Source organism: Paractinoplanes durhamensis, assembly GCF_016862175.1.
In the GTDB taxonomy this organism is placed as follows: Bacteria; Actinomycetota; Actinomycetes; order Mycobacteriales; family Micromonosporaceae; genus Actinoplanes; species Actinoplanes durhamensis.
Window position 1 is genome coordinate 14,779 of sequence record NZ_BOML01000094.1, and the last position, 14,064, is coordinate 28,842.

Sequence of the window (14,064 nt, forward strand, 5' to 3'; positions counted from 1 at the left end):
GCCGATGTGTTGCAGGACACCGTATGGGGATACGGTCACGACCGTAAATGGACGCCGGAACAGTACTTACGCGCGGGCATTGTGCAGTCGTACAGTCTCGCGGTGACCCTGCGCCTCGGCGACGTCCTCGCCGACCCCGATCTGAGCCTGCGCCTGGCCGACGGCGACCCGGCCGCGCTCAACCAGCCGGTCCGCTGGTGCGCGGTCACCGAGCTGGCCGACCCGCGCCCGTTCCTCTCCGGCGGCGAGCTGGTGCTGACCACCGGGCTCAGCCAGCTCGACGAAGTGCAGCAGCGGCAGTTCGTGACCCGGGTCGCCGATCGGCGGGCGGTCGGGCTCGGCTTCGGCGTCGGGCTCACCCACGACCGGATCCCGGCCGCGACCCTCGCCGAGGCCCGCGACCGCCGGCTGCCGGTGCTGGAGATCCCCTACTCGACGCCGTTCATCGCGGTCGACCGGTTCGTCGCCGACCGGGTCCTCGAGGAGCAGTACGGCCGCTTCGCCGACCTGCTCGACGAGCACGACACGCTGGCCCGCGCGCTGCTCTCCGGCCGTGGCCTGGGCGCGCTGATCGGCTCGCTCCACCACATCCTCGGCGCACCCTGCATGGTCGTCGACGTCTACGGCCGGGTGCTGGCCACCGCCCCGGCCAGCGCGGCCTGGCCGGTGGAACAGATCCTGTTCGCGGCCAAGGCGGGCGCCCCCGGCGACACCCCGATGGCGGTGCCGGTGACGGTCGAGGACACCGTGGTCGCGTACCTCTGCTGCCGTCGGCCCCGGCGGTCGGCGGACGTCCTGCCGTACGCGGTCAGCCTGGTCGGTCTGGAACTTGCCCGCCGCCAGGCGGAGCTGGCCGGCAAGCGCCGCCTGGCCGGCCAGGTCCTCGAGGATCTCGTCCGCGGCACCATCGGCGGCGCCGAGGCCGAGCGGCGGCTGTCCCCGTTCGGCATCCGCGCCCAGGACGAGCACGCGCTGCTGGTGGCCACCGCCGGCGGGCCCGGTGACCTGCGCAAACGCCTGGTCGCGAGCCCGGCCATGAGCGGCGCGACCACGGCCGTGCTGGAGGACTGCCTGATCGCCGTGCTCGACCCCGGCCAGTCGGCGCGGGAGGCGGCGCTGCTGCTGCAGGACTACCTGAGCCGGCACGGTTCGGACGTGCGGGTCGGCATCGGCGGGTGGTATGCGGGGACGGCCGGGCTGCGGTGGAGCTACTACGAGGCGCACGAGGCGATGAACCGCGGGCCGGGCATCAACGAGCGCGAGCAGATGAGCCTGTCCGGGCTGATCGTGGCGAGTGAGGACGTGCCGCTGCGCGACCTGGCCACCGAGATGCTGCGCCCGCTGCACGACTTCGACGCGGCGCACGCCGGCGCCCTGGTCGCGACGCTGCGCGCCTACCTGGACGCGGACGGCTCGGTGGTGACGGTCGCCGAGCGGCTGATCGTGCACCGCAACACGGTCCGCTACCGCCTGGAGCAGATCGAACGGCTGACCGGCCGGTCGCTGACCCGCACCGCCGACCGGGTGCAGCTGTGGCTGGCCCTGTCGGCGTCGGATCTACATCGGTAGGCGCACGGTCACGGTCGTGCCGGACGACTCGTGCGAGGCCAGCGAGATCGTGCCGTGGTGCCGCTCGACCACCACCCGGCACAGCGCCAGGCCCAGCCCCGAGCCGGGGATGCCGGTGTGCCGGGCGTTGCCGCCGCGGTAGAGGCGGCGGAACAGCCTCGCCTGCTCGTTCGGCGGGATGCCGACGCCGGTGTCGCGGACCGTGAGCACGGCCTGATGGCCCTGGTCGATCAGGGTGAGCCCGACCGCCGAGCCGGGCGGGCTGAACTTGATCGCGTTGCCGAGCAGCGCGGCCGCCACCTGCCGCAGCCGGTTCCGGTCGCCCGGCACGGTCACCTCGTCCAGCCGCTCCACCGCGATCGCGATCCCGCGGCCGGCGGCGGCCTCGGCGAGGGCCACGGTCGCGTCGGTCACCACCTCGGCCAGGTTCACCGGCTCGATGGTGAGCTGGAGGTGCCCGGACTCCAGCCCGGCCACGTCCAGCAGGCGGTCCACCAGCTCGCGCAGCCGGGTGTTGTTGCGATGCACCACCTCGAAGAGGTCGCGCAGCTCCCCGAACGGCGTGTCGTCCGCCGACTCGGCGATCAGGTCGATGTACGAGCCGATCGAGGTGAGCGGGGTGCGCAGCTCGTGCCCGGCCAGCGCCATGTACTCGTCGGTCGCCGCGGCCAGGTGCAGGGCGAGCACCTCGGCCCGCCGGTGCTCCAGGAACGCGCCGATCACCGCGGCGATGCCGGTGAGCATCATGCCGAGCGACGGGTCGGCCTCCTGCCGGGTGCGGGAGAAGAACGACATCGCGCCGATCGCCCGGTCGCCGCTGCGCACCGGCACCGCGCCGCCGGACCGGTAGGCGCCGCCCGCGGCCATCTGGGCCACCTCGGGCAGCACCGGAGCGCCCGGCACGTTCAGGTCCGGCACCCAGATGAGTTCGCCGGTCTGCCAGCAGCGGCCGGCCAGCCCCTGGCCGCGGTTGATGCCGCCGGGCATCGGCAGCGCCGGCTCGCCCGGTTCGTTGTACATCGCGGCCAGGCGCATCACGTCGGCACCCTCGTCGGCCAGCCACAGCCGGAGGTACGGCCAACCCAGGCTGCCGCCGATCGCCGCCAGGATGCGGTCGCCGGCGTCCGGCGCGTCCGGGTCGCTGGTCAGTACCTTGAGTACCCGGTTCTTGCACTCCTCGTACTGCCGGGTGCGGTGCCGGGCGGTGGTGTCGTGCGCGGCCGACACCGCGGCCACCACTGTGCCGTCCGCACCACGGACCGGGCGGGCGTTGACCAGGAACCAGTGCGGGCGATCGTACGGGTCGTACGCCATCAGCTCGACGTGGTTGACGTCCTCACCGCGCAGGGCCCGCGCGATCGGCGTCTGGTCATCCGGAACCTCGGTGCCGTCCCCGTAGCGGGTCCGGTGCCGGCGGGCCACGTCCTCGATCGGCACACCCGGGTCGTCGCTGCCGAGCACGTCGGTCAGCGCCCGGTTGACCAGCAGCTGCCGGCCGTCGGCGTCGAACGCGATCAGCCCGGTGTCGACGCACTCCAGCACCGCGTCGAGCATGGCCCGGTCGGGATTCGGTGTGGTCAGCCGGTTGAGGTGCTCGCGCAGCGCGGCGCTCAGCTCCGGCACCCCGAACGGCTTGCCGATCACCCCGAGCGCGCCGGTCTCGCTCAGCCGCGGGTCCCCCGGATGCAGGTATGCGGTGATCAGCACGATCGGGGTGGCCGCCAGTTCGGGGTTCTCGCGGATCGCCGCGCAGAGCTCGATCCCGTTCATGCGTGGCATGTCGACGTCGGCGACCAGCAGGTCCGGCCGGTACTTGCCGACCGCTTCGAGGCCGGCCACGCCGTCGTCGGCCACCACGACGTCATGACCGAGTCGGCGGACGACCTCGGCGATGACGCGTTGATGGTCGAGGTTGTCCTCGACTACGACGACTAACGCCACCGTCGCAGCCTAAAACTGACAAATCACCCCGGGGAGGGTTTCCGGGTAGCTTGATCGGAGTGCCGGGAAACAATGTCGGGCTGCGGTCCGAGCGCGGGCCTGTCCTCGCCGCCGTGATGCTCACGACCGGTCTGGTCGCCATCGACGCCACCATCATCGCCACCGCGGTGCCGTCGATCGTCAAGGATATCGGCGGCTTCACCGAGTTCCCCTGGCTCTTCTCGATCTACCTCCTGGCGCAGGCGGTGTCGGTCCCGATCTACGGCAAGCTGAACGACCTGTTCGGGCGGAAACCGGTCATCCTGTGGGGCATCGGGCTGTTCCTGCTCGGCTCGATCATGTGCGGGGTCGCCTGGACGATGGGCCTGCTGATCGCGTTCCGGATCGTGCAGGGCCTGGGCGCCGGCGCGATCCTGCCGACCACCATCACCATCGTCGGCGACCTCTACTCGGTGCGGGAACGGGCCAAGGTCCAGGGGTACGTGGCGAGCGTCTGGGGCGTCGCCTCGGTGGTCGGCCCGACCCTGGGCGGCGTCTTCAGCGAGTACGTCTCCTGGCGCTGGATCTTCTTCGTCAACATCCCGCTCTGCCTGCTGGCCGCGGTCGTGTTCTTCCGCCGCTTCCACGAGCGCGTCGAACGCGGCCACCCGGTGATCGACTACCGCGGCGCCGGGCTCCTCGCGGTCGGCCTGACCCTGGTCATCCTGGGCGCCCTGGAGGGCGGCCAGGCGTGGGCATGGACCTCCCCCGCCGGCTTCCTGATCCTGGCCGCCGGGTTCGCCGCGCTGGCCGCCTTCGTCGTGGTCGAACGGCGAGCCCCGGCCCCGGTGCTGCCGCTGTGGATCTTCCGGCGACGGCTCCTGGTGACCAGCGGCCTGATCTCGGTCGGCATCGGCGCCATCCTGACCGGCCTGAGCTCGTACGTCCCGACCTACGTGCAGGACGCGCTCGGCACCGGCCCGCTGATCGCCGGTTTCGCCCTGGCCACCCTGACCCTGGGCTGGCCGATCACCGGAAGCCAGGCCGGCCGCGTCTACCTCCGGCTGGGTTTCCGCGCGTGCGCCCTGATCGGCACCACGCTGGTCCTGATCGGCTGCACCCTGCTGCTGGTGCTGGGCCGGCACTCCCCGGTCTGGCAGGTCGCCGCCATCTGCCTGGTGATCGGCCTCGGCATGGGCCTCACCGCATCGCCCACGTTGATCGCCGCGCAGTCCAGCGTGGACTGGGCGGAGCGCGGCGTGGTCACCGGCAGCAACATCTTCCTGCGCTCGGTCGGCAGCTCGGTCGGCGTCGCGGTCTTCGGCGCGATCGCCAACGCGACCGTCGGATCCGGCGCGGTCTCACCCGACGCCCTGACCACGGCCGTGCACCGCATCTTCATCGGCGTGCTCATCATCGCCGTCCTGATCCTCGCGATGGCCGCGTTCATCCCGCACTCCGCCGACCGCGCGATCAACGAGGCCCCGGCCACCGAACCCGCGGCGTGATTGTTCCTTCTGCGATTCAAGCAGCTCGACCAGTTTCAGGGCCCGGTCCGAGCGCTCCTTGCCGCCGACCAGCACCACCAGCGAGGCGATGGTCAGCGGCGCCAGCACCCGGCAGGTCAACCGGTAGCTGACGTACACCACTACGACGGGAAGGGCGGTCGACCGCGACTCCCCGATCAGCTCGATCAACCATTGAGGCACCATGGCAACTCACGCTCCGCGACGAAGCACCCGCATTTTGCGAGGGAGCATGCACTCAGAGTAGCTACAAGGTCATAACAGCACTACTGCCAATATCAGGACGCTCCTCGCGGCGGTCGGTCATGAGCCCTTGACGGTGGCGGTGCCGGCCAGATATCTCGTCCGCTGATCGATCAGGGTGCGCAGCGTGTCCGCCTCGGTGGTGCCCGCCGCCTTGTCGTAGCCGTCCACGGTCGAAAGCACGGTGAGCGCCGCGTCGAGCGCTGTGGTGGCGGCGCCGCTCGCGTAGATCTTCTGATATTCGTCCTGGTAGGCCTCCTGATAGACCTTCTTGAACGCGGCACTGGCCAGGAAGCGCTCCTTGAGCTTGTTGCCGCCGAAGCCGCCCATCCGGCCACCACCGGCGTTGTTCCCACCCGGCGGCTGCATCCCCGCGGGCGGTTCAAAGCCCTCCGGGAGGCCGCCGCCCTGGGCGCCGCCGAAGCCCCGGCCGCCGCCCATGGTGACCGTCTGCGTCGGGTCCTGCTCGGCATCGCCGGTCAGGGTGAGGTTGTAGTCCCAGCCGACGACCTTGAACCTCTTGGTGGTGAGGTCGTAGTACAGGTAATAGTTCTTGCCCGGGCCGGCCATGTCGTCGAAGTTGAGCAGCAGGTTCTGCTCGGCCGCGTAGCGCGCGAACGACTCCACGTCGATGTGCTCGGCGAGGCCCCTGTCGAACTCCGCGTCGCTGCTGTTGTTCACCCAGCGGATCAGCTTGATGACCGGTTCCAGATCCTGGCTGCCGACCATGTTGATCTGCTTGAAATCGTCGGCGTAGTCGGTCTGGTCGTCGCCCTGGTCGGTGAACGAGCTCGAGGCCAGGCTCTTGTAGAGCACGCCGGAACTGCCGATCTCGTCGGCGAAGTTCTCGTCGGGGTGCTCGACCACGAGCCGGGCCACCGTCGGCCGGTCGTTGACGGTGAAGCTTGTGTAGGCGTACTTCTGCGCGGTCTCGCCGGCGGCGGCGAGAACGTTGAGGGAGACCGCCTCATTCATGACCGTCTTGCCGCCGCCCATGCCGGACACCCGCATCGTGACCTCACGGTGGCCCTCGTAGCGACGGCCCTCGACGAACTCGTCGAAGCGGATCAGCCAGGGCAGGTTCTCCGGCTCCTCGGCCTTCAGGCCACTGCCACCGGCGCCGCCGAACCCTCCGAACCCACCGCCGGGTCCCCCAGCGCCGGGCATCTGCTGGCCACCCTGCGGCATCTGGCCACCCTGCGGCCGCTGACCGCCGCCGCGGGCGCCCTCCCGGGCCTGACCGTCGCGGGTCAGTTGGCCGAGCGTGGAATTGCCCTTGAGCCGGATGCCGACGCTCGGGATCGTGACGCCGTCGACGGTCAGGTCGGCCTCGAGCCAGTCCTTCTCGCCGTCCTTGAAGTAGGAGTCGAGCAGTCGCTGGTAGTCGGCGTCGCGGAAGGTCAGCTTGATGCTGTGCGCCTGGTTCGCGTCGAACAGGTCGGCCGAACCCTCGATGTTCTGGGTGACCTCGTCGGCCGATCTGGCGCCCGAGCTGGTGACCAGCGGTGCGACCCGCACGGTGGTGAACACCACGGTCAGCGCCACGCCGACCGCGGCGCAGGTGGCCAGCAGCTTCCAGTAGTGCCGGATCCGCACCGGGATCCGGTGCTTCAGCGCCATCACAGGTCCGTCTGGTCGTACCCGGTCAGCACCGTGACCCGCTGCCCGCCGGTCCGCTCACCGAGGGCCGAGATGAGCTGACCCGGCTCGTGGCCCTTCTTCAGCCGCACGGTGTACATCAACTCGGTCAGCGCGCCGCCGCGGATCGACTCCATGCTGATCAGCTCGAACTCGCTGGTGTGCGCGATCAGCACGTCCTGGATGTTGTCGGTGTAGTTGCCGTCCGGCGGCACCTGGACCTTGACCACCTGCCGCTGCACGTTCGAGGCGAACCAGTTGAACCGGAACATCACCACGATGACCAGGCTGATCACCACGGCCGCGACGATCGCCAGGGTGTAGAAGCGGGTGCCGGTGGCCATCCCGACCCCCATCACCAGGAAGATGAAGCCGACGTCGCGGGTCTCCTTGATGGCGTTCCGGAACCGCACCACCGACAGCGCGCCGACCAGGGCGAATGCACGGGCGATGTTGGAGCCGACGACCAGCATGATCAGCGAGATGAGCATGCCGAGGATGACCAGGGTCTGCACGTAGGACTGGCTGTAGGACACGTTGCGGTGGGTGAACCGGTAGACCCATGCGATCCCGGCGCTGAGCACGAACGACAGCAGCATCGCGATCGCGATGTCACCGACGCTGAACGTGCCGGACAGGTCTTGAATGTCGAAGGGCATTGCCTCAGGCCTCACTGAACTCGGTGTCGGGGATGTGGAAGATCGAGCGCGGAGCATGGCCGTAGGCCTCCACGCTCTGGCAGTACTTGGAGACCCGGACGATCGACATGCTCATCCGGGCGGCGAGATCGGTCAGCCAGTACGGCACCCGCTCGTCGGCCTTGAACTCGACCACCGCGAACTCGGCCGGCACGACCAGCCGGTTCTCCGTCTCGGCGGCGAAGTGGAAGTCGCGGTCCCGGCCGCGGATCCGGCTGTCCACGGTGACCCGGATGCCTTCGTCGGCGCCGCTTCCGACGTACGCCTCCCGCTGGTAACCGGTCATCGCGACCGGCCGCAGGTCGAGCAGCGACACCAACTCGAGCACCTCTTCGAGGAAGGCGCGCTGACCCGGCTCGTGGTCCGGCATGACCCTTTTGTCGCACAGGTCGCGAGCGAGGTGGTACGGCAGCGCGACCCGGCGTTTCTGGGTGACCCGGTTGACCCGCTGCTTGATCTCGACGTGCACGGTGCTGTCGTCGCCGACGCTGAACCGATCGCCGTAATGCCGCAGCCGCAGCTTGCGCCGGAACTTGAGACCCTCGATCTTCTCCCAGTAGAAGCGCAGATCGCGGGTGTCGTAGTAGGTGCTCCACACCCCGTACCCGCCGTCGGCGCCGTGGCTGTCGACGTCGAGGCGGCGGATCAGCTCGGCGCGCAGCTCGGGGATCTGCGTACTCGGCAGCAGGTACTTGATCTCGTACCGGTTGAACGCGTGCAGCGCGGTCGGCGCCCGCAGCGCATGACCGGCATGGTCGTCACTGCGGTGTTCGGCCGCCGGCTCGGCCGGAACGTCGGTGACGGGTTCCGGCGGTGCCGTTCACCACGGTGGTCGCGCGGATCCGCCGAAGCGCCATGCGGCATCCGCTGCTGATCGACGCAGCACTCGGCGCCGTCCTGGCCGCGGCCGACGACCGGCATTTCGAGGGCGGGCCGAGCCACGGCGGCGTCTGGGTCGGCATCCTCGCCTGGGCCGCGGTCGGCTGTCGCCGGCTCTGGCCGGTCCCCACCCTGGCGATCATCGCGGTGGCCACCGTCGCGACCACCCTGCGGACCGATGCGCAACAGCCGGCGCTGATGATCGCCATGGTGGTGGTCGTCTACACGGTGGCGACCGGCCTCGACCGCCTGCGCATGTGGGCGACCGCCACGGCCGTCGCGCTGCCCCTCTACGTCGCCGCGGTGTACACATCGGACAGCAGCTGGTGGGCGCCGCAGAACCTCGGCGTACTGGCCTGGATCGGCCTGGCCACCGCGATCGGCGACGCGAGCCGGCTCCGCCAGGCGTACGTCGCCGAGGTCGAGGAACGTGCCCGCCGGGCCGAACAGACCCGGGACGGCGAGGCCCGCCGCCGGGTCGTCGAGGAACGTATCCGGATCGCCCGCGAACTTCACGACGTCGTCAGCCACCACATCGCGATGATCAACGTGCAGGCGGGCGCGGCCCGGCATGTGCTGTCCCACCAGCCCGAGGCGGCCGACTCCGCGCTCGAGCACATTCGCCGGGCCTCCGACACCGTGCTGCGCGAGCTCGGCTCGGTCGTCGGCGTGCTGCGCCAGGCCGACGACCTCGACTCCGGCACCGAGCCGGTCCGCGGTCTCGCCCGCTTCGCCGAGTTGCTCGGCACCTCCGGGGCGGCCGGCCTGCACGTCGAGCATCAACAGCTCGGCACCATCCGCGAGTTGCCGGCCCTGGTCGACCTGGCCGCCTACCGGATCCTGCAGGAATCGCTCACCAACGCCCAGAAGCACGGCGCCGGCACCGCGTCGGTCACCATCAGATACACCGCGGGGCACGTCGTACTGGAGGTGACCAACACCGCCGGCACGCACGGATCGGCCGGCGGATACGGTCTGGTCGGCATGCGGGAACGCGCCACCGCGACCGGCGGCACGCTCAAGACCGAACGCCGCCCCGACGGCACCTTCCGGGTGCGCGCGGTCCTGCCCGCCCCGATCACGAAAGACCAGCGATGACGATCCGGGTCCTGCTCGCCGACGACCAGGCGTTGATCCGTGCCGGCTACAAACTCATCCTCGACGGCAAACCCGGCATCGATGTGGTGGGTGAGGCCTGCAACGGTGCCGAGGCGGTGCACCTCGCCCGCAGCACGCGGGCCGACGTCGTCCTGATGGACATCCGGATGCCGGAGATCGACGGCCTGGAGGCCACCCGGCGGATCGTCGCCGACGAGGACCTCGACGGCGTACGCATCCTTGTGCTCACCACGTTCGAGAACGACGACAACGTGGTCCGCGCCCTGCGGGCCGGGGCGAGCGGCTTCCTCGGCAAGAACGTGGAGCCGGAGGACCTGGTCCACGCCGTGCGCACGGTCGCCGCGGGCGAGTCGCTGCTCTCGGCGGCCGCCACCCGGTCGCTGATCTCCCGGTTCCTGAGCCGGCCCGAGCTCGAACCGCTGCCCGAGCCGGACCTCAGCCGGCTGGCCGCGCTCACCGACCGCGAGCGCGAGATCCTCGTCCTGGTGGCGCACGGCCTCTCCAACGAGGAGATCGCCGAGCGGCTGCACCTCTCCCCGCTGACCGCCAAGACCCACGTCAACCGGGCGATGACCAAGCTGGGCGTCCGCGACCGGGCCCAGCTGGTCGTGCTGGCCTACCAGCACGGCATCGTCCGGCCGGGCGAGAAGCTGCCGGATTGATCCCGCGCCGGGGGTGCGGCTGGTCCCCAACCCCAGGGGTCGGGCGGCTCCGACGGGGTGGCGTCCCGCCCGCCGGAGCCTGGATCAGGTGGTCAGTTTGCGGGCTTGCGCCGGGTCCTCGGCGGTCAAGGCCAGCTGGGCCAGCTTGCGGCACTCGTCGAAGCTTCGGCCGGCGACTGCGGCGCGGACCGCCGGCAGCGCCCGTGCCGACATGGACAGGCTTGTCACGCCGAGGCCGACCAGGATCGGGGCCAGGGTCGGGTCGGCCGCGGCCTCGCCGCAGATGCCGACCGGTTTGCCCGCCTCGCGGCCGGCCGCGCCGCAAGCCCCGATCAGGTCGAGCAGCGCGGGCTGCCACGGGTCGAGAAGGTCGGCCAGGGTGCCGCACATCCGGTCGGCCGCGAACGTGTACTGGCTCAGGTCGTTGGTGCCGATGCTCAGGAAGTCGACCACCCGCAGCAGGGCGGCGGCGCGCAGGGCGGCGGCCGGCACCTCGATCATCACGCCGGCCCGGGGCAGGCCGGCCTCGTGCGCGGCGTCCGCGAACGCGGCGGCCTCGGCCACTGTGGACACCATCGGGGCCATCACCCAGACGTCGGCGCCGGTGTCCGCCCGTGCCCGGGCGATCGCCGCCAGCTGGGTGGTGAGCACGTCCGGTCGTTGCCGGGCGATGCGCAGGCCGCGGACGCCGAGGGCGGGGTTGGGTTCGCCCTCCTGCCGCAGGAACGGCAGCGGCTTGTCGGCGCCCGCGTCCAGGGTGCGGATCACCACGGTGCGCCCGGCCATCGCCGTGAACACCGCCCGGTACGCGGCGGCCTGCTCGTCCGGGCCGGGTTCGGTGGACCGGTCGAGGAAGAGCAACTCCGTACGGAAAAGACCGACGCCTTCCGCACCCGCCTCGTCGGCGCCGGCGACGTTGGCCGCCGAGCCGATGTTGGCGAGCAGCTTCACCGGATGGCCGTCCGCGGTGCGGCCGGGACCGGTGGGACCGGCCGGCGTCGCGGCGCGGGCGGGCGTCCTGGGGACGGCGGCGACGCCGGTCGCCACGCGGCCGGTATCGCCGTCGACGAGCACCTGGGTGCCGTCGGCGATGTCGAGGACGCCGGGACAGGCCACCACGGCGGGCAGGCCGAGCGCGCGGGCCAGGATCGCGGTGTGGCTGGTCGGGCCGCCGATCTCGGTGACGAGTGCGACGACCTGTTCCGGGTCGAGTTCGGCGGTGTCGGCGGGGGCCAGGTCGCGGGCGGCCAGGACGTACGGGTGTCCGGGCGCCGGGATGCCGGGCATCGGCCGGCCGAGGACCGTCGCGAGCGCCCGGTCGCGCAGGTCGTCGAGGTCGGCGACCCGTTCGGCGAGGTAGCCGCCGGCCTCCTCGAAGGCGGCCCGGAACGAGGCGAACGCGCCGTCGATGGCGTGGCAGGCGTCGTGCCCGCCGTCGAGGACGGCTTCCCGCACGCTCTCGTGCAGTTCCTCGTCGCCGGCCATCATGGCCTGCGCCCGCAGCACGTCGGCGACGGTGGCATTGGTCGCCCGGTCGGCCCGCCGGCCGAGGTCGGCGACGACCTCGGCCAGCGCGGCGAGCGCCCGTTCGACCTCGGCCAGGACGTCCTTGACCGGGGCCGGCGAGGGCAGGGCGGGCACGGTGCCGGCCCGCAGCAGCGGACCGGACGCCACGCCGCCACTGACCCCGATGCCGGCGAGGGCCCCGATGCCGGTGCGGATCTCAGACATCGCCCGGCTCCTCGGCGTCCAGGTCGCGGGCGAGCAGTTCGGCCAGGCCGGCGAGGGCCTCGTCGGCCCCGTCACCGTCGGCTTCGAGGGTGACCTCGGTGCCGCAGCGGGCGCCGAGGGCCAGCACCGACAGCATGCTCCTGGCCGGCACCGGCTTCTTCTCGCCGACCCGGATCGTCACCTTCACCGGGGCCGCCGCGGCGGCTTCCACGAACAGCCGGGCGGGGCGGGCGTGCAATCCACTGGCGGAGCCGACGGCCACGGTTCGCGTGGGCATGGCTACCTCCTCACGGTTCGATGGTGACCTTGATGGCTTCGCCGCGGGAGACGATCCCGAAGGCGTCGAGGGCGCCGTCCAGCGGCAGCCGCTCGGTGATGAGGTCGGCGACCGGCACGGCCCCGGTGGCGACCAGCTGCAACGCCTCGGCGTTGTGCGCGGGGCTGGACCCGTTCGCGCCGACGATGGTCAGCTCGCGGTAGTGCACCAGGTTGGAGTCGCAGGTGATCGTCGGGTTGTCCTTGGGCAGCCCGCCGAAGAAGCTGATCCGGCCCTGCCGGGCGGCCATCTGGATCGCCTGTTCCTGCGCCTTGCCGGAGGCGGCGGCGGTGATGATGACGTCGGCGCCGCGGCCATCGGTGAGCTTGCGGATCTCCTCGACCGGGTCGACCTCCTCGGCGCAGATCGCGGCGTCCGGCTTGACCAGGTCGGCGGCCATGTCGAGGCGCTTGCGGCTGAGCTCGACGAGGAAGACCCGGGCGGCGCCGCGGGAGCGGGCCAGGCGCACGTGCAGGCAGCCGATCGGGCCGGAGCCGACGACCACCACGTCGTCGCCCTCGCCGACGCGGGCCAGGTTCTGCGCGTTGAGGGCGCAGGCCAGCGGTTCGGCGACGGACGCCTCGGCGAACGTGACGCCCTCGGGGATCCGGTTGAGGCCGTCGACCGCGAGCACCTCGGCCGGCACGATCATGAACTCGGCGAAGCCGCCCTCGAAGTGGTAGCCCATCGACACCTGGTTCGGGCAGATGGTCATCCGGCCGCGGGTGCACTCGGCGCACTTTCCGCAGGGGATGGCCGCGATGACCTGGACGCGGTCGCCGGCGGCCCAGCCCTCGACGCCGTCGCCGATCGCGACGACCTCGCCGGCGATCTCGTGGCCCATGACCCGGGGCGGCTTGATGTGGTGGTGCCCGAACTTGTAAATCTTGACGTCGGTGCCGCAGGTGGAGCAGTTGCGCACCCGGATCTTGACCTCGCCGGGGCCGGCGACCGGTTCCGGCGCGTCCTCGATCCGGACGTCGCCGGGGGCGTGGAATCGTACGACCTTCATGATGCATCCTCCTTGACCGGCCCGATGAGCCGGAGTACTTCGTCGATGTCGGTGGCCTCGCGCAGCGCGCGGGCCTGGTCTTCGTCGAGCAGGATCTCGGCGAGCGCGGCGAGCAGCTCGACGTGGCCGTCACCGCGGGCGGCGATGCCGATGCAGACGCGCACCGGTTCGCCGCCCCAGTCGACGCCCTCGGGGAAGCGCAGCACCACGAGGGCGTCGCGCTTCACGAGTTCCTTGCCGGCGAGGGTGCCGTGCGGGATGGCGACACCCTCGCCGACGTACGTGGAGATCGACCGCTCCCGGGCGAGCATCGCGTCGATGTAGCCCGGTTCCACGGCACCGATCTCGACGAGGGTCTCGCCGCAGCGGCGGACCGCCTCGTCCCGGTCGGCGGCCGTCTCGGTGAGGCGGATCGCCGACCGGTCGAGCAGCGCGTGCTCAGACATGGAGGTCGGTTCCCTGCTGGATCGCCTTGACGACGCGGGTCACGGCCGGGTCGCCGAGGAAGATCTGGAACGGCACGATCAGCTTGTCCGGTGCGCCGGCCCGGGCCCGGTCGGCCAGGCCGCTGTGGCACATGACGACGTCGGCGTCGGCCGGGATCGCGCTGACCGGGGTGTGCTCGACCGTGACACCGGTCTTGCCGAGCTGCTTCTTCAGGGTGCTGGCGAGCATCACGCTGCTGCCCATGCCCGCGTCGCAGGCGACGACGAGCTTACGGATGTCCTTGCCGTTGATGGTGGCCATGGTC

The 14,064-nt window shown here is 71.3% G+C and carries 14 protein-coding genes; 5 read left to right on the forward strand and 9 right to left on the reverse strand.

From position 1 onward, the window contains the following. Positions 1 to 102 precede the first annotated feature (102 nt). Positions 103 to 1,569 (forward strand): PucR family transcriptional regulator, encoded by a 1,467-nt coding sequence (locus Adu01nite_RS46170; RefSeq protein WP_203735770.1) that lies wholly within the window; start codon positions 103 to 105, stop codon positions 1,567 to 1,569. On the opposite strand, the gene Adu01nite_RS46175 is transcribed toward Adu01nite_RS46170, so the two are convergent. Next, positions 1,558 to 3,510 carry a hybrid sensor histidine kinase/response regulator gene (locus Adu01nite_RS46175; protein WP_203735771.1) on the reverse strand — a complete coding sequence of 651 codons (1,953 nt, stop codon included), beginning with the start codon at positions 3,508 to 3,510 and terminating at the stop codon, positions 1,558 to 1,560. The two genes, Adu01nite_RS46170 and Adu01nite_RS46175, sit on opposite strands and share 12 nt — an antisense overlap. 59 nt (positions 3,511 to 3,569) lie before the next feature. Between Adu01nite_RS46175 and Adu01nite_RS46180 the strand changes: the two genes are divergently transcribed. Next, positions 3,570 to 4,997 (forward strand): MFS transporter, encoded by a 1,428-nt coding sequence (locus Adu01nite_RS46180; protein ID WP_203735772.1) that lies wholly within the window; start codon positions 3,570 to 3,572, stop codon positions 4,995 to 4,997. A gap of 321 nt (positions 4,998 to 5,318) precedes the next feature. On the opposite strand, the gene Adu01nite_RS46185 is transcribed toward Adu01nite_RS46180, so the two are convergent. Genes Adu01nite_RS46185 through Adu01nite_RS46195 form a run of 3 tightly spaced genes read right to left on the reverse strand, consistent with a single transcriptional unit; the run spans position 5,319 to position 8,333 of the window. Continuing rightward, positions 5,319 to 6,878 (reverse strand): CotH kinase family protein, encoded by a 1,560-nt coding sequence (locus Adu01nite_RS46185; RefSeq protein WP_203735773.1) that lies wholly within the window; start codon positions 6,876 to 6,878, stop codon positions 5,319 to 5,321. Beyond that, positions 6,878 to 7,555, reverse strand: coding sequence for a DUF4956 domain-containing protein (locus Adu01nite_RS46190; protein ID WP_203735774.1), 678 nt, complete (start codon positions 7,553 to 7,555; stop codon positions 6,878 to 6,880). Before Adu01nite_RS46190 ends, Adu01nite_RS46185 begins: the two co-directional genes overlap by 1 nt. A gap of 4 nt (positions 7,556 to 7,559) precedes the next feature. Further along, positions 7,560 to 8,333, reverse strand: a complete 774-nt coding sequence (locus Adu01nite_RS46195; protein ID WP_203735794.1) for a polyphosphate polymerase domain-containing protein — start codon at positions 8,331 to 8,333, stop codon at positions 7,560 to 7,562. Here Adu01nite_RS46195 and Adu01nite_RS46200 point away from each other — a divergent pair. Genes Adu01nite_RS46200 through Adu01nite_RS46210 form a run of 3 tightly spaced genes read left to right on the forward strand, consistent with a single transcriptional unit; the run spans position 8,214 to position 10,254 of the window. Then, positions 8,214 to 8,468, forward strand: a complete 255-nt coding sequence (locus Adu01nite_RS46200) for a hypothetical protein (RefSeq protein ID WP_203735775.1) — start codon at positions 8,214 to 8,216, stop codon at positions 8,466 to 8,468. The genes Adu01nite_RS46195 and Adu01nite_RS46200 overlap by 120 nt on opposite strands. Next, positions 8,408 to 9,571, forward strand: a complete 1,164-nt coding sequence (locus Adu01nite_RS46205; RefSeq protein ID WP_203735776.1) for a sensor histidine kinase — start codon at positions 8,408 to 8,410, stop codon at positions 9,569 to 9,571. Before Adu01nite_RS46200 ends, Adu01nite_RS46205 begins: the two co-directional genes overlap by 61 nt. Continuing rightward, a complete protein-coding gene (locus Adu01nite_RS46210) occupies positions 9,568 to 10,254 on the forward strand; it encodes a response regulator (RefSeq protein ID WP_203735777.1) in 687 nt (228 codons plus the stop codon). Before Adu01nite_RS46205 ends, Adu01nite_RS46210 begins: the two co-directional genes overlap by 4 nt. Before the next feature lie 84 nt (positions 10,255 to 10,338). Here the strand turns inward: Adu01nite_RS46210 and ptsP are convergent, their stop codons facing one another. The 5 genes from ptsP to Adu01nite_RS46235 are packed head-to-tail and all read right to left on the reverse strand — an operon-like array spanning position 10,339 to position 14,060. Beyond that, complete coding sequence (gene ptsP / locus Adu01nite_RS46215; protein ID WP_203735778.1) at positions 10,339 to 11,985, reverse strand: phosphoenolpyruvate--protein phosphotransferase; 1,647 nt, start codon at positions 11,983 to 11,985, stop codon at positions 10,339 to 10,341. Beyond that, complete coding sequence (locus Adu01nite_RS46220; protein ID WP_203735779.1) at positions 11,978 to 12,262, reverse strand: HPr family phosphocarrier protein; 285 nt, start codon at positions 12,260 to 12,262, stop codon at positions 11,978 to 11,980. The genes ptsP and Adu01nite_RS46220 overlap by 8 nt, the downstream gene beginning before the upstream one ends. Before the next feature lie 10 nt (positions 12,263 to 12,272). Beyond that, complete coding sequence (locus tag Adu01nite_RS46225) at positions 12,273 to 13,313, reverse strand: zinc-dependent dehydrogenase (RefSeq protein WP_203735780.1); 1,041 nt, start codon at positions 13,311 to 13,313, stop codon at positions 12,273 to 12,275. After that, positions 13,310 to 13,759, reverse strand: a complete 450-nt coding sequence (locus Adu01nite_RS46230; RefSeq protein ID WP_203735781.1) for a PTS mannitol transporter subunit IIA — start codon at positions 13,757 to 13,759, stop codon at positions 13,310 to 13,312. The genes Adu01nite_RS46225 and Adu01nite_RS46230 overlap by 4 nt, the downstream gene beginning before the upstream one ends. Further along, positions 13,752 to 14,060, reverse strand: coding sequence for a PTS sugar transporter subunit IIBC family protein (locus Adu01nite_RS46235; RefSeq protein WP_203735782.1), 309 nt, complete (start codon positions 14,058 to 14,060; stop codon positions 13,752 to 13,754). The genes Adu01nite_RS46230 and Adu01nite_RS46235 overlap by 8 nt, the downstream gene beginning before the upstream one ends. Between the last annotated feature and the right edge of the window lie 4 nt (positions 14,061 to 14,064).

Excerpts from the sequence above, each read along its gene's own strand:
- Adu01nite_RS46210 (WP_203735777.1), top strand. The coding sequence starts at position 9,568 with ATGACGATCCGGGTCCTGCTCGCCGACGACCAGGCGTTGATCCGTGCC.
- Adu01nite_RS46220 (WP_203735779.1), bottom strand. The coding sequence starts at position 12,262 with ATGCCCACGCGAACCGTGGCCGTCGGCTCCGCCAGTGGATTGCACGCC.
- Adu01nite_RS46225 (WP_203735780.1), bottom strand. The coding sequence starts at position 13,313 with ATGAAGGTCGTACGATTCCACGCCCCCGGCGACGTCCGGATCGAGGAC.
- Adu01nite_RS46190 (WP_203735774.1), bottom strand. The coding sequence starts at position 7,555 with ATGCCCTTCGACATTCAAGACCTGTCCGGCACGTTCAGCGTCGGTGAC.
- Adu01nite_RS46185 (WP_203735773.1), bottom strand. The coding sequence starts at position 6,878 with ATGGCGCTGAAGCACCGGATCCCGGTGCGGATCCGGCACTACTGGAAG.
- ptsP (WP_203735778.1), bottom strand. The coding sequence starts at position 11,985 with ATGTCTGAGATCCGCACCGGCATCGGGGCCCTCGCCGGCATCGGGGTC.
- Adu01nite_RS46230 (WP_203735781.1), bottom strand. The coding sequence starts at position 13,759 with ATGTCTGAGCACGCGCTGCTCGACCGGTCGGCGATCCGCCTCACCGAG.
- Adu01nite_RS46235 (WP_203735782.1), bottom strand. The coding sequence starts at position 14,060 with ATGGCCACCATCAACGGCAAGGACATCCGTAAGCTCGTCGTCGCCTGC.